General features: G+C 30.9%; 23 protein-coding genes. 18 read left to right on the top strand and 5 right to left on the bottom strand.

Features of this window, described 5'->3' with window-relative positions; all coding sequences use genetic code 11:
• Window positions 1-2: 2 nt before the first annotated feature.
• The 3 genes from L1276_RS03100 to L1276_RS03090 all read right to left on the bottom strand — a co-directional run bounded on the left by L1276_RS03100 (window position 3) and on the right by L1276_RS03090 (window position 1,996).
• Window positions 3-506 carry a DUF4625 domain-containing protein gene (locus L1276_RS03100; RefSeq protein WP_253785336.1) on the bottom strand — a complete coding sequence of 168 codons (504 nt, stop codon included), beginning with the start codon at window positions 504-506 and terminating at the stop codon, window positions 3-5.
• Window positions 507-892: 386 nt separating this feature from the next.
• A complete protein-coding gene (locus L1276_RS03095) occupies window positions 893-1,237 on the bottom strand; it encodes a hypothetical protein (RefSeq protein ID WP_253785334.1) in 345 nt (114 codons plus the stop codon).
• A gap of 165 nt (window positions 1,238-1,402) precedes the next feature.
• Window positions 1,403-1,996, bottom strand: a complete 594-nt coding sequence (locus L1276_RS03090; protein ID WP_253785332.1) for a hypothetical protein — start codon at window positions 1,994-1,996, stop codon at window positions 1,403-1,405.
• Window positions 1,997-2,267: 271 nt separating this feature from the next.
• Here L1276_RS03090 and L1276_RS03085 point away from each other — a divergent pair, with 271 nt between their 5' ends.
• The 3 genes from L1276_RS03085 to L1276_RS03075 are packed head-to-tail and all read left to right on the top strand — an operon-like array spanning window position 2,268 to window position 6,451.
• Window positions 2,268-3,749, top strand: a complete 1,482-nt coding sequence (locus L1276_RS03085; protein WP_253785330.1) for a DUF1254 domain-containing protein — start codon at window positions 2,268-2,270, stop codon at window positions 3,747-3,749.
• Window positions 3,750-3,769: 20 nt separating this feature from the next.
• Window positions 3,770-6,169, top strand: coding sequence for an arylsulfatase (locus tag L1276_RS03080; RefSeq protein ID WP_253785328.1), 2,400 nt, complete (start codon window positions 3,770-3,772; stop codon window positions 6,167-6,169).
• Between the two features lie 39 nt (window positions 6,170-6,208).
• Complete coding sequence (locus tag L1276_RS03075) at window positions 6,209-6,451, top strand: hypothetical protein (protein ID WP_253785326.1); 243 nt, start codon at window positions 6,209-6,211, stop codon at window positions 6,449-6,451.
• A 95-nt stretch (window positions 6,452-6,546) separates the two neighbouring features.
• On the opposite strand, the gene L1276_RS03070 is transcribed toward L1276_RS03075, so the two are convergent.
• Window positions 6,547-9,003 carry an AAA family ATPase gene (locus L1276_RS03070; RefSeq protein ID WP_253785324.1) on the bottom strand — a complete coding sequence of 819 codons (2,457 nt, stop codon included), beginning with the start codon at window positions 9,001-9,003 and terminating at the stop codon, window positions 6,547-6,549.
• Window positions 9,004-9,010: 7 nt separating this feature from the next.
• Window positions 9,011-10,063 (bottom strand): PKD domain-containing protein, encoded by a 1,053-nt coding sequence (locus tag L1276_RS03065; protein ID WP_253785322.1) that lies wholly within the window; start codon window positions 10,061-10,063, stop codon window positions 9,011-9,013.
• Window positions 10,064-10,407: 344 nt separating this feature from the next.
• On the opposite strand from L1276_RS03065, the gene L1276_RS03060 reads away from it, so the two are divergent.
• From L1276_RS03060 to L1276_RS02990, 15 genes are all read left to right on the top strand, one after another.
• On the top strand, window positions 10,408-11,049 hold the full coding sequence (locus L1276_RS03060) for a C40 family peptidase (RefSeq protein ID WP_253785320.1): 642 nt from the start codon (window positions 10,408-10,410) through the stop codon (window positions 11,047-11,049).
• Window positions 11,033-11,977, top strand: a complete 945-nt coding sequence (locus tag L1276_RS03055) for a type VI secretion system baseplate subunit TssG (protein WP_253785318.1) — start codon at window positions 11,033-11,035, stop codon at window positions 11,975-11,977. Before L1276_RS03060 ends, L1276_RS03055 begins: the two co-directional genes overlap by 17 nt.
• A 2-nt stretch (window positions 11,978-11,979) precedes the next feature.
• The gene (locus L1276_RS03050; protein ID WP_253785316.1) at window positions 11,980-12,951 is read left to right on the top strand and encodes a TssN family type VI secretion system protein; all 972 of its coding nucleotides are present in this window, start codon (window positions 11,980-11,982) and stop codon (window positions 12,949-12,951) included.
• Window positions 12,952-12,967: 16 nt separating this feature from the next.
• On the top strand, window positions 12,968-14,026 hold the full coding sequence (locus tag L1276_RS03045; protein ID WP_253785314.1) for a peptidoglycan-binding protein LysM: 1,059 nt from the start codon (window positions 12,968-12,970) through the stop codon (window positions 14,024-14,026).
• A 68-nt stretch (window positions 14,027-14,094) separates the two neighbouring features.
• Entirely contained in the window at window positions 14,095-14,592 is a 498-nt protein-coding gene (locus L1276_RS03040) for a DUF4280 domain-containing protein (protein ID WP_253785312.1), read from the top strand.
• Window positions 14,593-14,625: 33 nt separating this feature from the next.
• Entirely contained in the window at window positions 14,626-17,349 is a 2,724-nt protein-coding gene (locus L1276_RS03035; protein ID WP_253785310.1) for a hypothetical protein, read from the top strand.
• Window positions 17,350-17,369: 20 nt separating this feature from the next.
• Window positions 17,370-18,242 (top strand): hypothetical protein, encoded by an 873-nt coding sequence (locus L1276_RS03030; RefSeq protein ID WP_253785308.1) that lies wholly within the window; start codon window positions 17,370-17,372, stop codon window positions 18,240-18,242.
• Between the two features lie 77 nt (window positions 18,243-18,319).
• Window positions 18,320-18,499 (top strand): hypothetical protein, encoded by a 180-nt coding sequence (locus L1276_RS03025; protein ID WP_253785306.1) that lies wholly within the window; start codon window positions 18,320-18,322, stop codon window positions 18,497-18,499.
• A 108-nt stretch (window positions 18,500-18,607) separates the two neighbouring features.
• Window positions 18,608-18,889, top strand: coding sequence for a hypothetical protein (locus tag L1276_RS03020; protein ID WP_253785304.1), 282 nt, complete (start codon window positions 18,608-18,610; stop codon window positions 18,887-18,889).
• 178 nt (window positions 18,890-19,067) lie between these two features.
• Window positions 19,068-20,183 carry a hypothetical protein gene (locus L1276_RS03015; RefSeq protein WP_253785302.1) on the top strand — a complete coding sequence of 372 codons (1,116 nt, stop codon included), beginning with the start codon at window positions 19,068-19,070 and terminating at the stop codon, window positions 20,181-20,183.
• A gap of 204 nt (window positions 20,184-20,387) precedes the next feature.
• Window positions 20,388-21,272, top strand: a complete 885-nt coding sequence (locus L1276_RS03010) for a hypothetical protein (protein ID WP_253785300.1) — start codon at window positions 20,388-20,390, stop codon at window positions 21,270-21,272.
• A gap of 150 nt (window positions 21,273-21,422) precedes the next feature.
• Window positions 21,423-22,559 (top strand): SH3 domain-containing protein, encoded by a 1,137-nt coding sequence (locus tag L1276_RS03005; protein WP_253785298.1) that lies wholly within the window; start codon window positions 21,423-21,425, stop codon window positions 22,557-22,559.
• 107 nt (window positions 22,560-22,666) lie between these two features.
• Window positions 22,667-23,251: a hypothetical protein gene (locus L1276_RS03000; protein WP_253785296.1), complete on the top strand. Its 585-nt coding sequence runs from the start codon at window positions 22,667-22,669 to the stop codon at window positions 23,249-23,251.
• Between the two features lie 111 nt (window positions 23,252-23,362).
• Window positions 23,363-24,250, top strand: a complete 888-nt coding sequence (locus L1276_RS02995; protein ID WP_253785295.1) for a hypothetical protein — start codon at window positions 23,363-23,365, stop codon at window positions 24,248-24,250.
• Between the two features lie 266 nt (window positions 24,251-24,516).
• Window positions 24,517-25,500 (top strand): hypothetical protein, encoded by a 984-nt coding sequence (locus tag L1276_RS02990; protein WP_253785294.1) that lies wholly within the window; start codon window positions 24,517-24,519, stop codon window positions 25,498-25,500.
• Window positions 25,501-25,509 lie beyond the last annotated feature (9 nt).

Here is a 25,509-nt window from a genome sequence, read left to right as displayed (position 1 = left end):
GTTTATAAAATTTTAATACTTAAACCTTTTATTGTCTGCCATCCTTCTTTATCAGTCAAACGAATCATAAAATGATAATCACCCGGATCAATGTCTTCTGGAATTGTGATTTCCTGTGCAGCTTCATAACTTTTTAAACCTTCCGGAATAGTAACTGAATTAATGTAAAGCATTGGTTTTACAGGTTTTTTAATCGGATCTGTTTCGCAGTCAGATACTTCAGTACTATGCGTATGATGATCAAAATTGTGATGAATATCAAGACTGTAAGATCCTAATGCAGCATTGTCGTTAAATACAGCGCGGAAGGTGATTTTCTGCCCTCGATTAATTTGACTGCATTGAACAGGAAATGCATTTGAAGCCGAAATATCGATTGTTGGATATTCAGTATCAACAGATTCATTATCACTGCTGCAAGCGGTAAATACCAGAGAGTTAAAAACTAAAACAGCAATTTTTGTTGCGGTTTTCATTCTGCTCCATTTGATTTTGACTTTTTTCATATAGATTATTTTGGGATTACTTGGCGAAAACAGCTTTGGTACAAAATTTTAGGATAAGGCATAGCAATTCCTTCTCAGGGGCATAAGCACTAAGTAAAATTCAAAGACATAACCTGAAATGGATTAGGTTATAAAAGCCTGTTTTTTAGATAAGAAAGCGTCATTACAGCGGTGAAAAAAACGGCTCAATCCAATTGAATTGTGCGTGTTTTACCGGAATAAGGAAATTACGAGTTTTGAAATATCTCCTTAAAAAATGTAAGCTTGATAAGAAACAAAGTAGTATACGTTAGATTAAAACCTATTTACAAGATGCTTCTCAATAATTACAGAGTTTAGAAAAAGTAAATGCATAACATTTCCTTTTAGAAATGACGATTTTCTGCTTAAATTCTCGGAGGAGCGCGAAGGGAAAACAGCGCGCCTTTAAAGAAATTCGAATACGATTTAGAATAAAAAACAACAAATGAAGTGATAGTGTTGTTTTTATAAAAAGTAAAAGCTTCAAAAGCAAAAGGAGTAACAGGACTGAATTTAAAATGACAAATAGCACATTCTTCAGTATGCTTATGAATTTTAAATTCGGTTTTAGCTGTATGGTGCAGCTCTGTATTTTTATGGTTTGAATTGTGATTGTGAATATGTTCATACGAATGTATCGCCGGAAATAGTATCGCAAACAATACTATCAGCGGGAGCAGAAGATTAATAAATTTTAATTTCTTTTTCATTCAATGAAACTGTGCCTGATTAATGCCACACAGTTGCAAATATAAAATTCTTATTTGTAAATGCAACAACGTTTCAGTAAAACTTTTGGCATAAAATGAGAAAAGCCTTAAAAACCCAAATTCTAATTGGATCTTTAAGGCTTTTCAGCAGTGTCAAAATTTAGTTTACTCTTTATATAAAATGATAACGGCCTTATAACCCGTACCAACATTCCACTGGCTTGATTCTATTACGGCTCCTTTATCATCAAAAACCTGAAATTCGGCAGTATTTGGCGAAGCAGAACCTTCATTTAAAGCTTCAAAATCAATTTTATTAATTCCTTTTACTAAGTTTATTTTAAAACCTTTAAATTCTCCATCTAATAAAACCTCCGGTTCAATAACCTTATCATTCAAATACACTCTAATTTTATCGCCGTCAACAAAAGCGGCATCCCGGTAACGAACTGTCGAAACAGCACCTTTTGTTATAAAACCTCCCAAATATTCGTTTCTTCTGTAAAAAATGCCTTCTACATTGGCTTCTTTTTTATACAGAACGTTGTTTTTAAAAAGTTCTTCGGGATTAATCTGCAAAACAATTGGATCTTTTGGAATAGCCGGCGGTTCTGCATTGGGAGAAGTTTCTGCCGGCGGAACCACTTCTTTATTTTCTGGATTTTTGGATTGTACCGGTTTATATTTTCCTTTAATCTCTTCTTGTGAATACACTTGAAGAGAAGCGCTGATTATAATTAAAAACAATATTTTTTTCATACTTTATTTTTTATTTATTTAAATGTGTTCTGCCAATTGAACACATTCATTCTTGTTTATAAAAACAGGTAATTATAGCATTTATTGCCTTGCCAATAATTATTTTCTGTTAGTAAAAGGTACGAAAAGAGGATTTAAGATACGGCATTGAGGTAAAACTTTGTTCCAAATTATAATATGAAACCTAATTTAAGTTTCAGAATAATTTAAAATTGACAGGTGGTAATAACTTTGATACTGTTTTGAAGTTTAACCCTCTAAATCAATTTACATGAAAAAGTTATCAGTTTATATCTGTTTTTTACTTTTAGTTATAACAGGCTGTAAAAAAGAAACAGAAGTTACCACAAACACTGCAAGTTCTGCGGATGCAGCTTCGGATTATGAATTTACAGGCGGTTATCCAACTGAAGCAACTATTAAAAAAGCTTATGATGATGCTGATTTAACAAGGGCAATACAGGCTTATAAATTTTTCTATCCAACGGTTTCCGGTGAAGGTTTAGTAAAAGGGAATGACAGTATTAAAGTTACTCCAAACAAATCATTTGGAACTTTAGATACAAAACCGGGACAAATTGGTTTTACCCTGAATTCAGACACGCCTTACGGACCAATTCCTATTGATTTGTCAGACGAGCCTATGGTTATAGATATTCCAAAAGGGCCTCTTATTGTAGTTGCCATGGATGTAAACCAACGCTGGGTTGCCGATATGGGAATTCCGGGTCCGGATGCGGGCAGCGGAGGAAAACACCTGCTTTTACCTCCTGATTATAAAGGCGTAGTTCCCGCTTCGGGTTATCATGTTTGGAAATCTTCATCAAATAATTTAACTGTGGGTATACGTTCGCTTCCAGTAGGCGGAGATGTAAATGCAGCTATAACACGTATTAAAACGGTGAAAGTATATCCGTTAAATAAGCCCGTAACCTGGAAAGAACCGGATTGGCTGGATCTTACGAATAAACCTCAAAATACAACACCTCTTGGCTGGGAAAATAACATAAAATACTGGGAGAATTTAAATGATGTTATCCAGCGAGAACCTGTTTTTGAAGGATATAGAAACTATTATGGGGAGCTGGCAGTATTGGGTATTAAGAAAGGTAAATCATTCAGCCCGGATGCACGTATGAAATCAATACTTGAAAAAGCGGCTAAAATAGCCAATGCACAAATGCGTGTACAATCCTTTGCAGACCGTCGTGAGGATCGGGTAGTTTGGAAAGACCGCCAATGGCAATGGGTGGCACTCCGATTTGAAGACGGCGATTTTAATACACCAGACTATGTAGATCTTGATGGCCGGGAAACGTGGTTTTATCAGGCAATTGGCGCTTCACCGTCAATGTTTAGGAGAAAAGAAGGCGCAGGATCTTTGTACTGGCTTGGACTTAAAGACAATACAGGAAAATACGTCGACGGAAGTAAAACGTATAAATTAACAATACCTACACCAGTTCCTGCCAAATTATTCTGGTCAGTTACGATTTATGATGCCAAAACCAGAAGTCAGGTGAATACAGATCAAAACAAAGCTGCTTTGCGGTCCTTATTTGAATTGAAAGATAAAATAGGAGGTAAGAGTATTGATTTATATTTTGGACCAAAGGCTCCTGCCGGAAAAGAGGGTCAATGGATTAAAACGATTCCAAATGTGGGCTGGTTTGCTTATTTCCGAATTTATGGTCCGGAAGGAGGCGCATTTAACGGAAGCTGGAAACCTGGAGACTTTGAAGAAGTAAAGTAATAATTTAACCCCATGTCATTATGAAACAACTATTTAAACTTTTGACATTTTCGTTCTGTGCAGTTTTAATGGCGCAGAATCCACCTAAAAAGCAGGACGGAAAAATATTTAACGGAGAGATTAAACTCGATATTCGGGATTCAAAAGGGGATTGGCCGGCATTTCTGGAGAATAAAGCTCCAAAAGATGCTCCAAATGTCCTTATCATTTTATATGATGATACCGGTTTTGCGGCCTGGTCGCCTTATGGAGGCCGTATCAATATGCCAACTATGGATGAACTGGCAAAAAACGGAGTCACCTATACACAATGGCACACTACCTCGGTATGTTCGCCTACACGTTCTACACTTTTAACAGGACGTAACCACCATCAAAACGGATTTGGTTCGATATCAGAATCAGCAGTAGGATTTCCGGGTTACAGCGGTCATATTCCAAAAGAAAATGCCACACTTGCTGCAGTACTCCGAGAAGCCGGTTGGTCTACATTTTGGATAGGAAAAAACCATAATGTTCCTGTAGATGCACTCGATATGGCTTCTTCTAAAGAACGATGGCCTTTGGGGCTTGGATTTGATCGATTTTATGGATTTATTGGAGGAGAAACCAATCAATGGTATCCAAGTCTTATAGAAGACAATCATTTTATAGATCAGCCTTCTCAGCCTGAAAATGGCTATCACTTAAGTAAAGATTTGGCCGATAAAGCCATTGCGTATATTCAGGATTCAAAACAATCAAAACCAGAGAAACCTTGGTTTATGTGGTACAATCCGGGAGCCAATCATGCACCGCATCATGCACCAGCCGATTATATTGCAAAATACAAAGGTAAATTCGACGACGGCTATGAAGCTTACAGAGAATGGGTTTTAAAGCGAATGATTGATAAAGGAATTCTGCCAAAAGGAACAAAATTGACACCATTAAATCCTATGCCTAAAGGTAAATTTGCAGAAGGAGATATTGTAAAACCGTGGAACAGCCTTTCGATAGATGAAAAAAAATTGTTCAGCCGTATGGCCGAAGTATATGCCGCTTATTCAGAATTTACAGATGCCGAGGTAGGGCGCGTTATTAAATATCTGAAAGATTCGGGTCAGTTTGACAACACTTTGATTATCTATTGTGCAGATAATGGCGCTTCCGCAGAAGGATCTCCAAATGGATCGGTAAATGAGAATAATTTCTTTAATGCTTATCCGGATGACATGAGTGTTAATTTAAGCATGATTGATAAACTGGGATCTGAGGATACATACAATCATTATCCCACCGGATGGGCAGCTGCTTTTTCGACACCATTTAAAATGTTTAAAAGATATTCAGGCTACAGCGGAGGAACAGCTGATCCGCTTGTAATATGCTGGCCTAAAGGAATTAAAGCCAAAGGAGAATTGAGAAGCCAATATCATCATTGTACTGATATTGTGCCTACTATTCTGGAAGCTTGCGGTTTAACAATGCCAGATGTGGTTGATGGCGTAAAACAAGAGCCGCTTGCAGGAGTTTCTATGAAATACAGTTTTGACAATGCAAAAGCACCAACCGCTAAAAAAGTACAATATTATGAAATGGTGGGTACAAGAGGAATCTGGAAAGACGGCTGGAAAGCTACAGCAGTTCATGGGGCTTTGCCTGTAAACATTGGAAATTTTGATAAAGACCAATGGGAGTTATACAATGTCGATGCCGATAGATCAGAATCTACAGATCTTGCATCAAAATATCCTGATAAAGTAAAAGAGCTGCAGCAAATTTGGATGGATGAAGCAAAAAAATATAATGTATTACCGCTTAATGATCTTTCGATTCCTGAATTTCACAAGCTGGAATATCATAAAGAAGTGCCTGCTGATGGACGATTTATTTATTACCCGGGAACAACAGAAATACCGGAAGCCTCTGCAGCACCAACGCTTGGACGTTCTTTTAAAATCTTAGCAGAAGTTGATTTTACTAAAGATTCAAAAGGAGTAATCGTATCTCAGGGATCTCGTTTTGGAGGTTACAGTTTATTTGCAAAAGACGGAAAACTAACTTATGTGTATAATTTCCTTGGTCTTGCACCAGAACAGGTTTTAAGCACTTCACTTCCTGCCAATGGAAAACACATTGTGGGTGTTGAATTTGTAAAAGAAAAAATGAGTGAGAAAAACGAGACTTTAGGTAAAATGAGACTTTATGTAGATGATAAAGTTGTAGACGAAAAACTTTTCCGTACACAAGCAGGTCATTATGCGCTTTCGGGTGAAGGCTTGTGCGTGGGGCGTGACAGCGGTGATCCTGTAAGCAAACAGTATAAAGCCAAATTTGATTTTAATGGAGGCAAAATTGCAAAAGTGGTTTACGATGTAAGTAATGACGCTTATCAAAATATAGAGCATGAATTTAAAGTAAAAATGGCAAGAGAGTAAAAAATGACTTTATTAGAACAATGCTTAAACTTTAGAACTATGTCCCTACCAGACGAACTATATAATGTCAAATTTGCAGAATATTTTGAATCGATGAGAAAGATGTACTTACTCGACGACCGATTCAAAACGATGTGCGACGATTATTGTGAAAGCATTGTAAATGCCGAAATCTATAAGAAAAAATTTGAGAAAAACTTTCGTCAGAAGCTGGAATGCGAAAATCTGGCAAAAGAATTAGAAGAAGAAATATTGTTTTATATTGTTAGGAATAGTTCATGAAAAGGAAATTTCAAGAGATACTTAGAACCAAAAAAAACGCTTTTCAGCGTTTTTTTGGTTTGTAAATTAACTAAATAAAGCCTTTTGGTTTAAACTCAATTTGAAACAGTCAGTTCTTCTTTAATCCATTTTACTTCATTATTTTCAATTGAAACTGAGATCGTATCGCCGTCTTTTACTTCTCCCGAAATTATTTTTTTTGCCAAAGGTCTTCTTAAATGACTTCTGATAATACTTTTTATAGGTCTTGCGCCGTATTTGGCATTATATCCATTTTCAGCAAGATAAAGTTTAGCTTCCATCGGAATCTCAACTTTAATGTTGATGTTCTTCAATAAATCCATAAACTCTTTTTTAAGATGAATTTCGAATATTTTTAGTGCATTTTCTTTACTGATAGGAGCAAAAGGTACAATTTCAGTTAAACGCCCTAAAAACTCAGGTCTGAAATAATTTCCCATAATTTCCATTAAAGAACCAGATGTTGGAATTTCGCCATTATTAAAAGTATTGACAATATGATCTGCACCAATATTCGAGGTAAAAAGTATAATAGCATTAGAGAAATCACCTTCTTTTCCTAAACGATCGTGTAGTTTTCCTTCGTCCATAATTTGAAGAAACACATCAAAAACAGAAGGATGTGCTTTTTCAATTTCATCAAATAAAACAATAGAATAAGGTTTTTGCCTGATTTTGTTCACCAATAAACCTCCTTCTTCATAGCCTACATAGCCTGGGGGTGCACCATAAAGAAGAGCCGCAGAATGTTCTTCTTTAAATTCAGACATATCAAATCTAATGATGGCATTTTCATCCTGAAATAGAAATTCGGCTAAACTTTTGGCTAATTCCGTTTTTCCCGTTCCCGTTGGTCCAAGAAAAAAGAAAGAAGCAATAGGCTGTCCGGCTTTACTTAATCCCGATCTTGATTCTAAAATAGAGCCTGCTACTGTTGCAATACAATGATCCTGGCCTATTACTCTTCGGTTTAAAACCTCCTCAATATTGTTTAGTTTCTGTTTTTCTTCTTCTTTAAGTTTTCCCGCCGGAATTCCGGTTTTTTTTGCAATAATCAAAGACAAATCAAAGGCTTCAATATGAGATCGTTTGTCAAGTGCTTTTTCTTCAAGCATTATAATCAGACTTTCTATGTAACTTAGGATTGATGATGATGTTTCAAAAATTCTTTTTTCATTTTGTTCATCAACATCCATCAAAAAGGTTGTCTTGTTTATTAAATCAGTCAGAAACCAATTGTATTCTTTGATTGATTGATCTTCAGATAAATTACTGTTGTCTTTTAAAAGATTTAATTTATTGATAATAGATTCTTTTTCGTTAAGAAAAGTTTCTCCTGAAGTTTTTAAAACCGACATCGTATGATCAATCAGATTAATTGCTGATTCTGGAAGGCTTTTTTCTTTTAAATATCTTCTTGATAAACGAATAGACTCTGAAATGGTTTCGTCATCTATTTGTATTTTATGATGTTCCTGATACGTTTTGATAGATTCGCGGATCATTCGGAATAAAGTCTCATCATCAGATTCTTCCAATTTAACGATTTCAAACATTCCCGAAAGGCCTTGTTCTTTCTCTATTCTTTTTGAAAACTCATCAATTGTTGAGGTTGCGATAATATTTAACCCTTTGGCTAACTCGCCTTTGAGGACATTCGAAACACCTGAATCACCACCATTCTTATCGAGTAAAATATGAATTTCTTCAATAATTAAAATAGCTCTCGGATATTGTTTTAGCTCCTGAATACAGTTTTTTAAACGGTCTTCTATTTCACCTTTGTATGAAGCGCCGGCAATAAGAGAAGATAAATCCAGTTCAAAAAGCTGGACTTTGTTTAAAGCATCCGGAACCTGATTTGTTATTACATTTTGAACAAGTGTATCAATTAAAATCGATTTTCCAATGCCTCGATCACCAATAAGCAGTACATTAGGTTTCGAGAAACGGCAGAGTATTTCTTTTATAGCATTCAATTCGGCTTCACGCCCAATTGCAGGGATTCTTTTTTTGTTTTTCTCCAGATTTTTATGAATACAATATTTGCTCAAAAAGCCTTTTTTAACTTCTTGTTTTATGCCAGTATCATTTTGAGGAATAACAATTTGGTCTTCCAGTAATTCATTTCTTGAGATAGGATAAGACTTCATTTGGTCAAAATTGAAGCCTACCCCCGGAGAACTTATCGCAATTATAATAGCATAAAGGCTTATTTCGTCTTCATTCAAAGCTATTCGTACTGATTCTGCTTCTTTTATGATGTCGTCAATCGAATCACTTGGTTCAGCATCAAGTACATGAGTAGTTTTAGGCTCTTCTTCAATTCTTACTTCTGCCCATTCATCAAGATAATAAACATCTTTACCCATAGCTTCAAGACGTTTTAAAAGCGATAAATCCCTGTTTAAAATAGCCTTTAACAAATGAGGCGCCGAGTAATATTTATTTGAATTGGTTTTAGCAATTTTTTTAGCAATTTCTAATGCAGTTAAAAGCTCTGCACTGAAAACGTTTTTTTCTTCTTCCATACTAAATTTAATCTTTAGACCACATCAGATATTTTTTTACTTTATAGCTGATATTTATTCCTTTAATGCAGTTAGTTTGTTTGTCTTTGTTTAAGCGTATTGATTCGATTTTTATTTTCTTTCCCTTTACAGAGGCACATAATTGGGAGAAAGTCAATAAATCTTTGTCATTTTTTACAACAGGAATATCCAGATCATCACACAAAAAATCTGCGAAATCATCTTTTACTTTACTGCCTTCGGCTACTTTTTTGAACAGCAGTTCAAATTGATCTTCAGACAATTTAGGTGCTTTTTTGGTAACAGCAGTACTGTCTTTTATGGTTTTTGCTTTAGGTGCAACCGGAACATATTGCAGCATTTCTTCCAGTGGATCTTTTTTTACAGGGCCTCTTGGAAGTGCAAATGCTTCGGCTTTTTTCTCAAATTCATAAGAACTTACATCCAGCGGATTAGTTTTTTTTATAACTCTTGGATGTACATAGATCACTTTTTTCGCCACACGGCTAAAATCTCCATTTATGACTAAAGTAATCGTTTTTTCGCCTGGAGTAATAAAGTTGTAAACAGGGTTAGAGGAGGTTTCATCTATACCTTTATTTTCACCAAATGCCCATTCCCAGGTTCTCGCATCATCAGAAATTGACTTGAAATAAGCAGGCTGTCCAACTGTAATTGTTTTGGGTACAATAATACGCGGCGTGCCTATTTTATCTGCAGCAAATTTATCCTTTATAGTGATTTCTTTTGTATGGGTGCAATTGCCGTTTATAGTTAAAGTGATATAGTATTTTCCCGGATTTTTATAGATATGAAAAGTATGTTTTCTGACATCTTTTTCTGATCCGTCTCCAAAGTCCCAAACCCATGATTTTGCGTTTGGAGTCTTATCATAAAACTCAATTGATTCTTCGGACTGTGAATGGTCTGCGAAAATGTAAAATTTGACGTCTTCACAATCAACATGATTAAAAAGCTGTACGATAAATGCTATGATTCCAGCTAATAAGAGAATCGCGAAAAAAAACACAACTCTGATATCAATATTTTTTTGATTCATTTTTAAATTTTAAACAATTTACTATGTAAGATAATTTTAACAAAAAACGGAAACAAATGTAGTTTTAAAAAAATTAAAAAACTTATAATTATTACTATAAATTTTACAAATAATATTTGTATTCTTACAAAATATTTTGTTAGGTTTGTAACCACCTCGTGTGAAAAAGTAAATAAATTCATAATAAACGAGTTACGTTTAAAAATGAGAATTTTCTCAAGGTAAAAATGTAAAATGAACTCAAAAGTTTGTTTTTTATTGTTGCTAAAATTTAAAAATTATCCCTTTTGGGAATGAAATAATATTTTAATTATCTAAAAAAAGAGTACTAAATAATATTTTTTATGAGGCAGATTGTTATTATGATTCTTATGATGCATTTATTTACAGAATGCCGTGCTCAAAAATATATTTCACAAATTCCCTTTAAATATGATTATTCTTTGGAGATGCTAAAAAAACAGTTCCAAATGAAAGAAACTGGTTTAAAGAACAAAACCGTAGTCAATGATAATTCAGAAAATTTAAGTGATGAAGTATTGGCTCTCAAAGAAAAATATTCTATTATTCTGGCTGTAATGCCAAATAAAATTACCAATTACAAATTATACTCCTATATAGATCCTTGGCTTAATACGCCCTATAAAGAGAAAAGTTTTTCTAAAAAAGGAATTGACTGCTCTTATTTTCTGCAGTCTTTGTATAGTGATGTTTACAAGGTTACGCTTCCAAAAGATCCGGCTGGAATGTGGAAGTCAAAATCCATTCAGATTTTTACCGGCCGCAGTTTCCTTGCCGAAGGGGATCTGGTTTTCTTTAGATACGACAAAGACCATCCTATATCAGATGTGGGTTTGTATCTGCATAATGACCGAATTCTGGCTTGTACAGACAAAGGTTTGGCAATATATAATTTCAATGATGAGTATTTTCAGTTACGATATATAGGCGCAGGACGAATTAACGAAGATGGAAAGAAAAAGTAAAAAAAGTCTTGAGGATCTTGCGTACGAAATTGAAAGTATTTCGTACGACATTAGAGCTGAAGTCATCGCTAATGAACTTCTTGAAAAAAAAGCTGTGGTACAGGATGAAATTACCATTTCTAACCACGGTCAGTTTTCACGAGCTTACAGAAGCGATATTTTAGGAGCTGCAATTCAGGACGATAATTATGACAAACAGGAATATCTAAATATACGTTTATCGCGAGATAGTATGTATGATGCACTTCCTGAAGGTTTTGTACATAGTCTGACCGAAAATAATTCTGATAAGTCTGTAAAACAGATGATAAGGGAGCATAAACACCAGAAAAAACAAGAAGCGGAAGCCCGAGTTTTTTTTACTCCTTTTGAAAACGAGATTTTTCATTACCGAACTAAAATAGAAAGTGTTGAACGAAATTTTTTGTATAAGCTGAACGGAAGTAAACCGTTGGATTTTTTCTACGATTTTTGGGGATTATCACATATTTACCCGGAAATTTTAGTTTCAAAATTTATTCAGTTACTGCCGTATGCATATAAAATAGTAGGAGATATTGATCTTGCCTGTCATTGTTTGTCCAGTATTATTGAAGAGAAAGTTACTTATACAACAACCAGCTCTAAAGAATACAGCGAAGAAGGAGAGCAGATTAAGTTAGGTGAAAACAGGTTAGGAGTTGATTTTATTACTGGGAAAAATTACATGGATTATTCTATGAATTTAAGGATAGAAATAGGGCCTATAACTAATAAACCCTATCAGCATTATCTTAAAAATGGTGATATAAAAATATTTATAGATTGTTTTTGCGAACATTTTTTTCCGATGGAAGTAGAGGTAAAAACAGTCTTATTGATTAATGAAGAAACGGAAGAGTTTAATTTTAGTAAAGAACCTGTGTTAGGGTATACAACACGAATTTAGTAATGGTAAAAAAGCATTTATTAGCCCTTATTGATATTAGGCTTATTGTATTTTTAGTAGTAATTATTGCGGTGAGTTTTATACTTACTATGGTATTCAGGGATAAAGTAAAAGAATTTACAGTTCAGTATAAAAGAAAGTTCTATATCTATGTATTCTCATTTGTATTGATTTATGCTCTTGTTGGTTTTTTGGGCTATAATAAATTATTTACAGAGTTATCAGATGAGTTTCGATTTTATCAAATTGCATCACTGTTATTCGGAATCCTGAATGTGTACTTGTATAGATGGTATTTTAACGAGTTTAATTTAAAAGGTGTTGTTGGCATCGAATTATTGTTTTCATTTTTAATAACACTTTACTCAAGTGTGTTGTTTGTGATTATTTATACTGCCTTAAACGGAATTGCACTGACCTTTTTAATGTGTTCTCATTTCTTAGTATTTATGGTTCCTACGGGAGTTTATGCCGTATTTAATTATATGATGCAGATACCGCCTAAGGAATATGTTACATGGAAAATTCCGGAAAGAAAAAATCCTTTTCCTGAGATTGAAAACTTTGAAATGAAAGATTTATTGTTGATTACCTTATTAATTCAGAAAAAAGAAAGCGATACGAAATATACCTCGTTAAGATCTAAAGGTCCGGTAAGAATTGATTTTGGAGCACTTTTTTATCATACCGTTTCAGGATATAATGAACATAATGCTGATAGTAAAATTGATTTAAAGCAAAACGGTGAAAACTGCAGCTGGGTATTCTTTTTACAGCCAAAATGGTACCAGACAGCTAAATATGTAGATGCCAAATACACTTTGGGGATGAATGGTATTACTGAAAATTCAGTTATTATTTGTAAAAGGCAAATTGTAAAAGATATAAAGCCTGCGAAAAAAGGAGATGGAAAAGACCCGGACTTTGTGTATGAGCCTAAGATTGAAAAGAAAGAAAAAGAACCTGCAGTTTAATATTTTTTGAGATAGTATGTATTACATAGATAAACCTGAAAAGTCATCGTACGATAAGTTTCGTACCTATAAAATCAAGAAAGGAGATACACTTGCAAGTGTAGCCAGCGATCTTGGTGTTGAGGCTGATGAGCTTAGATGGTATCATAATATGTATTGTGAGATCGAGGATTTAATAGAAGGAGATTTTAAAAGTTATTCTAAGTTTTTAATTCTAGCTCCCGAAAAATACATTGAAGAAAGAAAAGAAAAAGAAGAGAAAAAGGGACAAAAAGTAAGCTTAGCAAATGATTACGAACTACCCTTTTTGCCAGAAAGAATAAATGATAGATACAAGGTAAAATATACATTTGAAGCAGGGGATCAAGTTGATGTCACAGAAATGGCAATAAATGTAAAATGGCTTGCTACAGATAAAAATAGATACCATCTTTTTGAAATTAACAGAAGTAAAATTTTTCATATCAATGGTTTGCCTCCTCAATCTTTGATTGAAAAACTTGGAGCAAAAAACGCAGAAATGCTTTATCCTCTAAAAATTGTGGTAGACAAATTTGGTAAATGGGTTGATATTTATAATTATGATGAAATTGAAAGTCGGTGGGAAAATTTAAAAAATGAAATTCTCGATTATTACGAAGGCGAATTAACGGAAGCTTATATTGATCATACGGAAAAAACCTTAACAAATTCAGATACTTTATTAAGGTCGCTTCGTTCAGATTATTTTTTCAGGACATTTTTTAATGGAATTTATGTTGGTTATACAGCAGATTATTCATTTAAAAATGAAGTTTCTTTCCCTTTAGAGGAAGAAGTAGAAGGTGTTTTTGAAGTTATGCAAAAAATCACTCCTCTTTTAGATGATGATGGTTTTATTAAAGTAGATCAAAAAGGCTCTTATATGGATTCGGGCTTAGGTATTTTATATGGGTATATTCCTTCAAAAGTGAATTATAGCGCTATTTACTTCTTGAATTCGGAAACTTATACAATTGATAAAATGAATGTAGAATGCAATATTTTATCAAATGAGCATATAAAAAATACTATTGAGATTGAGCTTTTAGAATAATAAGGAAGGTAATAGTTTAAAATTCAAGGAATATCAAGGATTGTTTTGACATTAAATGAAGTAAAGTTATGAGTGAAAAACATGTAGTAGTACAAGGAGCAACTTTAAAATGTAAGTTTAGCGTAGAGCCTAAGTTAGATACGCTTAAGGTAAAAACGCAAAGTAAGCATTATGCTAATGATAAAGGAGCCGAAAGTAAACTCATAGCAACCGATAAAGAAATTGGGCAGATATTAGAGAAAAATACTTTTGGTAAATGTAAAATGCAGCCTAACGGAAGCGGAGATTACTTGCCATGTCAAGCAGTAATTACTAAATGGAGTGGTTTCTACGAAAAAGTTACATTATCTAACAAAGGAAAAATTTTATTGGAAGACAGTAAAGGAACCTGTCCTATTGGAGGGACTGACTGTATAGAAGTAGATAAACACGGCCAAAAAGCCGAGTTGAACAGACAGAATTTGAAGAATGCTAAATCTGGAGTCCTAAAGCAAATAAATCCAATGGTAGATGTAAAGGAGCTATTCGTAATTGAGCATACAGACGAAGGAATAATATATAGTTAAGAAATAGTTTCATTATTTTCTAAAAGTATAAAAATGGCAAAGGGAGTAAAAAAAATAAAGAGGTTATCAAACAGCTATGAACTTGACAATTATTATAACGCTGGTGAAGTAATTTGTATAGATCCAAATCAAGAGGCTTCGTTTCTCGTTGGCGAATGGTATAGTGAAACCACCGAAGAAGAAAAAAGAAGAAACATCTCATGGCTATGGATGGATCAGAAAAAGAGAAAAATTTTTAACCAAAAAGTAAAGCCAGCAGGAGTGCCGTATGGTGTTACCATTCCTAGAAAATTATGTGGACTTTATGCCTTCTACTTAGAAGTTAGTTTATATGGTGGACATGATGAAAGAAACACTGGATTGTATGTATTTGGTAAATGTGAAAAAAAAATAAATTCTTCCTCTTGGAGTAAGAAAGAAAATACAGCAGATAATAGTGAAATAAATTATGGACATGACCTATTTATTTCCTTAGAAACGGAAGGTGTAAATGGCGAGACACTAACATTGGAATCATATAGTGCAAAAAAAACAACGACAGCTATACAAAAAGTAAAAGTAAAATGCATAGATGGAGTTCTTAAGGCTAAATTTACAACTATGTCTTGTTTTATAGCAGTTCCAGGAATGCCTAGCGATTTAGAAAATTTTTACATAAAAGTACTTGACAGTAAAGGAGAATATCTTAAAAATGCAAGCGGAAGTGACAAAATACTTTCTTTTACTATAAAAAATAAAAGAGTAACGCCTGTATTTGAGCCACCAACAAATACAACTCCCTTAACAGTTGACAACACTCCTAAAGAGGAAGAAGTAAAAACAGAAGGCATTATTACGGCATATTTTGCTAAAGAAGAATTTTCGTTGGAAACAGCAGAGGTTGCTGACCAATTCGAATATAAATTTAAAACTAGAAACGCCAAAATTGACAAAGACAAAATTGCTGCCATTATTAAGAAAAATGTAGACGCACAAGTAAAAGCAGATAAAAAATATGCAAAACTTGATGAAATTAAAAATGCGCTTACGGAAAACACATATGGAATAGGAGATCCTGTAACTTTCAATTTGTACAAGTTAGGAGCAAACTATATAAAAATAAACAGTGCTCCTTTGGAAGAGGAAGTATATGTCGTAGCAAAAACATTTTTATTGGACGGCAAAGAAGTATCTATTACAATAAAAGAAAAAGATACCATTCTGATAGATGCAGATGCAAACGTACCTGTTTTGGAAGCCAAAGAAGATGGAGCAGAACTTACGACACTAAAAGCAACGGTTGAAAAAGGCTTGGCAAAAGTAAAAATAAAGCTTCGCCCGAAAGCAGATGAAGATTTAAAGGAATGGAGAGAAAAACTTCTTAAGGGTAAAAAAGAAGAAGCTTATACGTATACATTTAAAAGTAAACAAACAACAATTACAGATGAAAACAAAAAGCAATTTGCAGCAATAATATTAAACAATGCTAAAGAAGGAAAACAAGGCAATACAAAGATAGCAACCGGAAGAACGGCTTACGTAGAAGATGTAGAAAAAGCGCTGCAAAGTGAAATTTACGGTAGTGGTGATACGATCAGTTTTGATACTTATAAGACACAAGCCGAAAGTCTTTGGTTAAAAGCCGAATGTCAAGGTGAGGCTGTAAAACACGAAAAAGAATTTTTGAAAAGAGATGGGGAGTATTTTGTAATTGGTAAGAAATGCGAGTGTGAAGCTCGAGTAAGAGCCTTTATAAGGATGTTGAGGGTAGGTGAAGGAACAGGAGAATTGATAAAATCGTATGATTATAATAAAAAAGAAACGATATATATAGCTCATGATTTTCAAAAAGGTTACACAACAGCATTTGGAGGTAATGAGATAACAGACTTAAGCACACATCCAGAAGAAAATTACGGAGGCTCTACTGCTGCTGGGGCATATCAAATAATGAGGTACGTTTGGTGGGAATTAACAGGGAATCAAGTTATACAGAATGAAAAAGGTGAATATGTAAAAACAGGAGTTCGTGAAGAATATCATGATTATGTCAAAAAGTATAACATTCCTGATTATAAGCATGAATCTCAAGATAAGTTGTGCATTATAATAATGAAACATTACTGTAAAAAACTTATCGATACAATAATTGATAATAATATTGAAAAAGCTATTAGAGATTATGCATCATTAAAATGGGCGAGTCTTCCTCATAAAGGAGACAATAGTTACCATGAATATAAAGGAAAACCACAACCCGCAACGCCAATGAAAATATGTATTGAGCATTATGAAAAATTTTTACAGGATGAGTTAAATGAAGTAAGTAATTTACATTTAAAAAAAGGATTTTTAAAAGAGTTTGGATTTATATGCTGTGAAGGTGATAAATCAGCAATTAAAGAAGGTTATGATATAGAGAAAGCAGTTAATTATGTAAATGCTAATGCCGAACCAAAGTCTTTGTCTCAATGCGCTTTATATGTAAGAAGAGCAATAAATGCAGGAGGTATCAAAAATATATCAGGACATGCTTTTGAATATTATGATACGGATAAACTTGTCAATTTAGGATTTAAAAAAATAGGTACTGATATTGATTCCATAGAACTTAAGAAAGGTGATATAGTAGCTTTCGGTGCTGTTTCGGGTCATTCATATGGACATTTAGCTATGTATAATGGAACTCAATGGGTCTCAGATTTTAAACAAAATAGTTTTTGGGTTGCAAATCAGTATTCGGTAGAAAAAAAATATGCAATTTATAGATGGGAATAATTATTAAATAAATTAAGTAGATGAAAAATTTTTTCAGCATAATTATTTTATGCATCTGTTGTTTAACAGGCTGCAAACAAGAATTGAAAAGTACAAATATTGTAGAAAGTAAACAACCTTTAGTGTCGAATAGCAAAGAAGAAGGGGTTTTAATGTTAAATAAATTTTACTCATTATTTTACTTTGATGATAACGTTAAAATCGATCAAACCAAAATTAAATTATTCATTTCTGAAACGCTTCTAAATAAAATTGATAGTTTAAGAAATGATGGTAATAATATTGTATTGGATTATGATCCTTTCATAAAAGGACAAGATTATAATGGGGAATCAATTAAAAAAACTTTGGAAATAATTCCTTTAAAAAATAAAAATCAATTTAGAGCAAGTTTCATATTATTTGGTAATAAAAATGAAAAGAGAACAAATGTTGATTATTTATTAATAAAAAATAAACAAGAAAAACTTGTAATAGGTAGTATTATAAATGATAAATACCTCAATATAGTTGATTTAAGTCATACATCTATATTAGATAAAAAACTAATTGATGTAGAAAATAAAGACTTGCAGATCGAAAATAAATGGATTGGAGTATATAAAGGATCTTTTTTACAATTTAAAGAAGAATATAATGATCCAAGAAGTTGGGCAACTGTGTACATCTATGTAAGTAAAGACTCTTTATCATATGAACTACATAGCTTAAAAGAAGAAAATTCAAAATTAGAGTTAATTGACAAAGCTGCAAATTTCTTAATATTTAAAATGGAGAATGGAAATACATTAAAAATATCTAATATAAATAATGATGGAAGATATGCATTAGAAGGTTCACAAATGGTTAAATTAATTAAAGATAAATCTAGTCTGGATTTAACTAAAGAATAAAATCTATTGAATTTAATGGATATAATTGATGGTTTGAAATTAAACGAAGAAATTAATCGAATAAAAAGGAAGATCACATGATTAATGTTAATCATACTTTGAAATACGACACAGTTTCTAAAAAGTATTTTACTCCTGATGATTATTTGGAAATTATAAAGAATCCAGAAAATGAGGATATATTGAAAAAAGGAATAACGAATAACAAATATTACAAAAATGAATCGAATTATTATACTGATAATCTTACTGATTAATTTTGTAACATTCAGAAAAAGATACACCAAAGTATAAAAACGTATGGCGACAATTGGCTTGGTAACTATCAAACACAAATAAATAAAAATAGTAATGATACAAATACAATGCATATAGTTTCTTTAAATATCAAAAAAGATTCTATAATATTTGAAATAGAAGGATATCACGTTTCCCAAAAATATTTATTAAAAGGAACAGAAATTAAAAATAAACTAAAGTTAGAATTAATAAAAGACTTAACTCAATTTGAAAATCCTCAAATAGAAAAAATAAAAGATTTTGGAGCCATTACATATGATGGCAATAAGTACATTTTAGCTTGTCCATATATTGATTTAAATTTTGGTTATGGAGTAAAGCAAATATGTATTTTGAAAAAAGGATAAGACAATTGAGAAAAGTAACTCCAGACAAATAGACCGACAGGTACAACTGTAAAAAGAGTTTATGAAAAGAATAAATACTTTAAATTAAATAATAATGTTCCTTGACATATTGAAAAGAAAAGCCCTAGCTAGCAAAAGCGCAATGCTTTTGTTAGCTGAGGGAATTAAATGAAAAATTATGGAATTAGTATTAAAAATATTGATATTGAGTTTGTTTATAAATTCATGCAATGGACAAAACAAAACTAAAATAATAGAAAAATCAAAAGAAGGAAGTGAAAAACATATTGATGATGAAAATATTAATTTTTCAGATAAAAAATATTTAATAGGTTATCTACTAAATATTGACGGCTCTTCTTTGTCAGAACATCCAATTATAAATTATCTTGATTGTGAAAACGAAGGTTATTTTACAATGCATTTTATACCTAAAAGTGATACTCTAAAAGCTTTCTGGAAAGATAAATATAAAACAATATACACGTATGAATATGACGACTTGAAGACAGAAAACAAATATGTTAGTAGTATTTTAAAGAATAACTATAATTTATATAATATTTTTTTGTACAAAATTAATAAAGAATACATAATAAAGGATAGTATTTGCTCACTAGAGAGCGTAAACATTAAAGGTAATACCATTGCTAACATTTATTTTTTAGATCAAACTAATAATAGTTGGAATTTAATAAAGCAAGTAAGAGAAAATATGCTTCCTCCATATCATGATAATAATTATTTTTTAAAACTATTTCCAAAATTATTTTCTTCTGCTAATGTTCTGAAATTAAGTGAGAATAGAAACATTGCATATTTTTATGATTATGATTTAGATCAAGATGGAATAAAAGATAAAATTGTACTTTATACAAATGAAGAAGAGAAAGGAGAGTTTGAGAGAATTCATTTTGGACTTCGAATGGAAATAAAAAAAGGTTTGCCAGATAATACTTTTAAAACGTGGTATGAAAACAATAATATTATACCGAAGAACAATTTTAATTGTGCTACAGAAGGATTTAGTACGATAGTATTTAAAAACAACTATTTCACAGTTGAAAATCAAGTTTGCTCAGATTATATTGAAATATCGTCCTATATTACTTTTAAAGTAATTGGAAACAACATAGTACTCCATAAATACGGTGAAACCTATTTTGATAAAGCCAATCACGATAAAAAAATACCATCAAAAACTTGGACTCAAAAAGATTTTAATGAGGTTAATTTTAAAGATGTTACTGAAGATTTTCTGGTTAAGTTAAGTCAAGTAAAACCAAAAAAATAAGTAAAAATATATTTAAGCTCCTTGACATATTGAAAAGAAAAGCCCCAGCTAGCAAGAGTTTTTTCCTTTTGTTAGCTGAGGGAATTAAATGAAAAAACATGAATTCTACAAATGCTAATTTTATTAGTTGCTATTGTAAACTTTGGTTTTTGTAATTCTAAGGTAAAAGAAATGAAAAATAGAAGTTAATCAATCAATAAAAAAATGAAAATAAGTAAAAATCTAGTATTAGGTGTCTTATTGATCTTAATTATAGCATGCAGAGAGAATACTTCAAAACAAGATTCTAGGAATTTGAAGAATATTCTTGAGGTTAACAATTCTAAAATTCCATCTGACACAAAGGAAATAAAGAATACCATAAATAAGTCTCTTGTTATAAGTTGTGGATCAGGATGTGCTATGACTTATACAGCAGAGAGTATTCAGTCAGAAGCTCCTACAATAAAAGTTAAGTTCAAGGTAGAGATGTATTTAGATGAAAAAATATCGGACACATATTATGAAGTTTATATTTTTAAATATGATACTTCAAATATTATAATAAAAATACAGCCTGAAGGCAAAAATGAAAATATTTTAGAGAATCTTTTGCCCGATGCACAAGAATCTTTTAAAAAATTTAGTATTGATTTAATTAAGGATAAAAATTTAGAGATAAAGCCTTCTGAAACCTGTTTTAAAGAAAGTAAAATAAAATTACCTTATGCGTTTTTAAATACTAAAATATTGAAATATAGTCTTCTCGATTGTAATTCTATAAGCGGAATTGAAAGATATAACTGTAATTCTGAAAAACTTAGATATATCTCATTACCTAATAGAGAAGATGTGAATGTTGTTTTAGTACCTCAAGATTGCGGAGATTTTGATTATAGATATTATTTGCTGACAATAAAAAACAATACGGTAATTGACAATCTGTATGTAGAAGGAGAATGGTATGAACCCGAAGATGAAGAAAACAAAGAGACTACTACTTTTTCAATTGATAAAGATTATAATCTTATTGTTAGAACTCAAATAGGAACTTCCTCTAAATTGCAAAATTTCATTATTAATAAGGATGGAAAAATTATAAAGCGATGATGAAATTCAATAGTTTTAAAAAAATGTGAAGAAAAGTTTTTAAGTGAATCAATATATTTAAGCTCCTTGACATATTGAAAAGAAAAGCCCCAGCTGACAAAAGTTTTATGCTTTTGTCAGCTGAGGGAATTAAAATTATAAAAAATAATTATGAGAAGTTTAATGATTTCCATTTTAGTTGTCTCAATTGTAAGCTTTAGCTCTTGCAATTCTCAGACAAAAGAAAAAAGAATACAATCAATAAAGAAAAATGAAGATACGTTGTATGCCGAATATTTACCATTAATGAGAGATTTGTTAAAAAGCAATGATTATAAATTTCTTGAGCATGATGAGTTTAAAAATAAGCTTATTGGATATTTCGGAGTAGATATTGATAATGCAAAATTTAATGATGTTTATTTAGAAAGTGGCCTTGGATACACGGCTTTAAGTAATGAAGGATTTATAGATACTTATCAAGTTGATAGAGGTGTAATTGATGGAGCTGGAGATGCTTTTGCAGATATTTTAAAAGAAGGGCTGAATAATGATTATAATATTGATTTTATAAACTACAATAAGGTTTTATTTAATGATGATTTACCTGCAATATCAAAAGTAAACGTAGATAAAGTTGAAGATATTGTGGTGTATTTAAATTATGAAAAAAACAATCTTTTAAATAATTCATTCGTAAAAAACATAAAGAAGATTGATAATTATAATGAAAGTTTTAAATGGCATCTTTTATGGTATAATAATAAGACGAAATCAGATGTGATTAGAAAAAAGTTGTTACAAGAGATTGTAAATAAAAAGCCTGATTTTATTTTTGATTTAGCTTATTTTCTGAATAGTAATTCTAATAAAATTAAAGAGAAAATAGATAGCGCATTAATTGATGCCACACTCGCTTTTTTAATAGAAGTTGAATTACAGCATTATGAAGATAAGGATTTGAATGATAATAAAGGTTACAGTTTACTTAATAATTTTTACATTCAAAATCCTAAGATGTTAGACAGATTTAAATCTCAAAAATTTTATGGGTATCCTCTAATTGAAAGTTATACTAAAAAGTATTTATTAATGTCAGAAGAAAATGAAATTTCTTATGGTAAGGTTATAGATCCTGATGGTTATACTAATTTGAGAAAAGATAAAAGCAGTACATCAGTTGTAATTGAAAAAATTAAATCAGGTGAAAGAGTTGAAATATTAGATGATTCAGAAAATTGGTGGCTGATAAAAACAAATTCTGGAAAGAAAGGATATGTATATAAAACTAAGATAAAAGCGGAATAATATAAATTGCATAAATGCTCCTTTACATATTGAAAAGAAAAGCCCTGGCTAGCAAAAGTTGTAGACTTTTGTTAGCTGAGGGAATTTAAAAAATAAAAAAATAAGGTATGAGGTTATTGATAGTGATTCTTTTTTTGACGGTATTTTTAAGTTGTTCAGATAAAAAGAAGGAAGAAAAGAGTGCAATTGAAAATTTTGATAAAATTGACAATATTCAAAAAGAATTAAAATTGGATAAATCTAATTTATCAGTTAAGAAAGTCGAACTGCCTTTTGATTTAGAACAAAAAGATAAACTTGCTAATTTGAATGAAGAAGAATATTTAAAGACATATCCTAAATTAAAAGATAGTAAGCTTTTAGAAATTAAGAAAATTATTTCAGAAAGTTCAGACGGAGACAATGCTGATGAAATATTTCAAATTAATAATGGAGGATTAACATTTGATTCATTCGTGTATTGTACTTATGGAGATTCTGATTCACAAACTTTAATTAATGTAAAAAATAATAAAATAATTGCAAAAGAAGCGATTGGTTATGCTATGCCTGATAACGAAACATATCAGTCTTTTGTAATTAATAAAGATTTAACAATAGATGTTTATGATGTAAATTATAATTCACGATCAAAAAAGATTTTAGAAAGACATCAAATTAAACAGGATGGTTTTATTGTTAAAGTAAAATAGAATATTAAAAATTGAAATATAAGAGCTCCTTGACATATTGAAAAGAAAAGCCCTGGCTAGCAAAAGCAGAATGCTTTTGTTAGCTGAGGGAATTTATAATACACAAACACAATGAAAAAAATATTTATAATAATATCGCTGATTTTAATAAGTTGTAAAGATTCCAAATTAGAAAAGTCAAATAACTCGTTCGGTAATACATCAATTGAGAATGCGAAAAACACATGTGAGGATATTATTTACCAAATTATTAAATCAAGTAAATTAGATTTAAGAGGACAAAATGACTTCTTAACTAAAATAGATAGAATTGAAGATGATAATGTAACTATTCAAGTATATATAGAAAATAATGTATCTGAAGACCCAAAGGTTAAACAAATAGTTGAAAGCACAATTGCTTGGTTGGTATTAAATGTTAATGATCGTAAACTATATAATACAAGTGCAGATCCAGATAATCCAATTGAAGTAGAGTTCGATAAAAATATCTTATCACAAAATGATATTTTCAATTTATGCCAAATAGAAAAAAAAGAAGTTAAAAAAGATCTTTCTAATGAAAAAATTCGATATTCTATTTTGCCAATAGAATTTGATGAATATTATAAGGCGTGTGTAAATCCATATGATAGCATTAAATGTGATAATAATTATCCAAAATACTTTTTTAAAGAAGATAATGCAATCGCTAAGGTTTTTGGTAATAATTTTCACCCAAGTGATTATATGTATCTTCCCAAAATTAAAGATTACCAGCCTATGATTTTATGTAATACTGATTCAGATATAGAGTCGTATGATTTAGTAGTTGTTAGTGATAATAAAGTAATTTCTTCTTTAGAAATTGGATTAATGGATGGAGAATCTATTACCCAGTTTAATATTTCAAAAGATTATATAATCAGTTTATATAAAAGGAAAAATACAACTGAAAAGAAAGTGTTTTTTAAGTCTTATATTATTGACGATATAGGTTCAATAATCGATAAGAAATAATTATACAATAAAAGGTTGAGAGTTTTTTAAAATGAACATTAGGTTCCTTGACATATTGAAAAGAAAAGCCCCAGCTAGCAAGAGTTTTAGACTTTTGTTAGCTTAGGGAAATTAAAAATGAAACAATGATGAAAGTAATAAATATTATTTCGATCGTTATTATCATATTTTTTAATTCTTCTGATCCGAAAAAGAAGAAAAATAATATTGAAAACAACATATTTTTAAATGACATATTCGATTCAAAACATTAATTAGAACAAATTATGAAAAGAATTTTAGGGATAACCCTTTTGTCTTTGCTTTTTGCAAACTGTAAGGAAAATTTAAATACAGATAAAAATTTATTTGATTATCCAAGTACTGAATACACAAAAGATTCTTCCAATAAAACTGTAGAAGAAAATAAAGAAGAAATTTCTAATAACAATGATAAAAATATCAATGCTTGGACCTTTTACAAAATCTCTGAGAATTCAATTTCTGAAACTCAAAAAGAAACAAAAGATGAGGTAATAAATAAATTTAAAAATTTAAAAATTGACATTGGAGAGAAGAATGTAACTGTTGGAAATATATGCACTTTCGAATTCTATAAAAGTGTAAAAACTCCAATTCGTTATTATGAAAATGCAAAAACTGCAAAATTATATGAATCAATATTCTTAAAAAATGGTTTTAAGCTAGGAAATGAGATTACAGTTTATCAATCATTATATCCTGAAAAGGCTTGTGAAATTCCATGGGATGAGTTAATAATAATTGACAATTCCTTAGTAATTGTTTATGATGATTATTTAGTTTTTTTTAAAAAAGGAAGTTCTCCTAATAAAAATGATTGTTTCTCTAATACTAAAATTACAAATCTACCAATTACTACTTCTTTAATAAACGGTAATAATGTTTGGAATGAATTAGATTGTAATATATCTGATTTAAAAACTAGAGATTATCTAAGATTACCAGATATTAAAGACGTTAAAGTTTTTATTATAGCGGATTTTAATTTTGACGATTTTAGATACACTTTAGTAACACTTAAAAATGATAAAATAATTACAAAGAAGGATGTTGGTTTTGCTAAAGAAGGTGATAAGCCAAATACAGTTTCTGAATTTACTGAATTTGAAGTTGAGAAAGATTATGTTTTTACTTTAAATACTAAAACAAAAAAAGGAGATAACTTTAAAATCTTAAAGTCAGAAATGTTTAAGATAAAAGATGATGGATTAATTGAAGTTGTCAAATAAATCTATAAT

This window comes from Flavobacterium sp. HSC-32F16 (assembly GCF_024171645.1).
In the GTDB taxonomy this organism is placed as follows: Bacteria; Bacteroidota; Bacteroidia; order Flavobacteriales; family Flavobacteriaceae; genus Flavobacterium.
This window is presented reverse-complemented; position numbering and strand designations above follow the sequence as displayed.

Bases quoted from the DNA above. Each gene is read 5' to 3' on its own strand.
- L1276_RS03100 (WP_253785336.1), bottom strand. From the start codon at position 506: ATGAAAAAAGTCAAAATCAAATGGAGCAGAATGAAAACCGCAACAAAA.
- L1276_RS03095 (WP_253785334.1), bottom strand. From the start codon at position 1,237: ATGAAAAAGAAATTAAAATTTATTAATCTTCTGCTCCCGCTGATAGTA.
- L1276_RS03090 (WP_253785332.1), bottom strand. From the start codon at position 1,996: ATGAAAAAAATATTGTTTTTAATTATAATCAGCGCTTCTCTTCAAGTG.
- L1276_RS03085 (WP_253785330.1), top strand. From the start codon at position 2,268: ATGAAAAAGTTATCAGTTTATATCTGTTTTTTACTTTTAGTTATAACA.
- L1276_RS03080 (WP_253785328.1), top strand. From the start codon at position 3,770: ATGAAACAACTATTTAAACTTTTGACATTTTCGTTCTGTGCAGTTTTA.
- L1276_RS03075 (WP_253785326.1), top strand. From the start codon at position 6,209: ATGTCCCTACCAGACGAACTATATAATGTCAAATTTGCAGAATATTTT.
- L1276_RS03070 (WP_253785324.1), bottom strand. From the start codon at position 9,003: ATGGAAGAAGAAAAAAACGTTTTCAGTGCAGAGCTTTTAACTGCATTA.
- L1276_RS03065 (WP_253785322.1), bottom strand. From the start codon at position 10,063: ATGAATCAAAAAAATATTGATATCAGAGTTGTGTTTTTTTTCGCGATT.
- L1276_RS03060 (WP_253785320.1), top strand. From the start codon at position 10,408: ATGAGGCAGATTGTTATTATGATTCTTATGATGCATTTATTTACAGAA.
- L1276_RS03055 (WP_253785318.1), top strand. From the start codon at position 11,033: ATGGAAAGAAAAAGTAAAAAAAGTCTTGAGGATCTTGCGTACGAAATT.
- L1276_RS03050 (WP_253785316.1), top strand. From the start codon at position 11,980: ATGGTAAAAAAGCATTTATTAGCCCTTATTGATATTAGGCTTATTGTA.
- L1276_RS03045 (WP_253785314.1), top strand. From the start codon at position 12,968: ATGTATTACATAGATAAACCTGAAAAGTCATCGTACGATAAGTTTCGT.
- L1276_RS03040 (WP_253785312.1), top strand. From the start codon at position 14,095: ATGAGTGAAAAACATGTAGTAGTACAAGGAGCAACTTTAAAATGTAAG.
- L1276_RS03035 (WP_253785310.1), top strand. From the start codon at position 14,626: ATGGCAAAGGGAGTAAAAAAAATAAAGAGGTTATCAAACAGCTATGAA.
- L1276_RS03030 (WP_253785308.1), top strand. From the start codon at position 17,370: ATGAAAAATTTTTTCAGCATAATTATTTTATGCATCTGTTGTTTAACA.
- L1276_RS03025 (WP_253785306.1), top strand. From the start codon at position 18,320: ATGATTAATGTTAATCATACTTTGAAATACGACACAGTTTCTAAAAAG.
- L1276_RS03020 (WP_253785304.1), top strand. From the start codon at position 18,608: ATGCATATAGTTTCTTTAAATATCAAAAAAGATTCTATAATATTTGAA.
- L1276_RS03015 (WP_253785302.1), top strand. From the start codon at position 19,068: ATGGAATTAGTATTAAAAATATTGATATTGAGTTTGTTTATAAATTCA.
- L1276_RS03010 (WP_253785300.1), top strand. From the start codon at position 20,388: ATGAAAATAAGTAAAAATCTAGTATTAGGTGTCTTATTGATCTTAATT.
- L1276_RS03005 (WP_253785298.1), top strand. From the start codon at position 21,423: ATGAGAAGTTTAATGATTTCCATTTTAGTTGTCTCAATTGTAAGCTTT.
- L1276_RS03000 (WP_253785296.1), top strand. From the start codon at position 22,667: ATGAGGTTATTGATAGTGATTCTTTTTTTGACGGTATTTTTAAGTTGT.
- L1276_RS02995 (WP_253785295.1), top strand. From the start codon at position 23,363: ATGAAAAAAATATTTATAATAATATCGCTGATTTTAATAAGTTGTAAA.
- L1276_RS02990 (WP_253785294.1), top strand. From the start codon at position 24,517: ATGAAAAGAATTTTAGGGATAACCCTTTTGTCTTTGCTTTTTGCAAAC.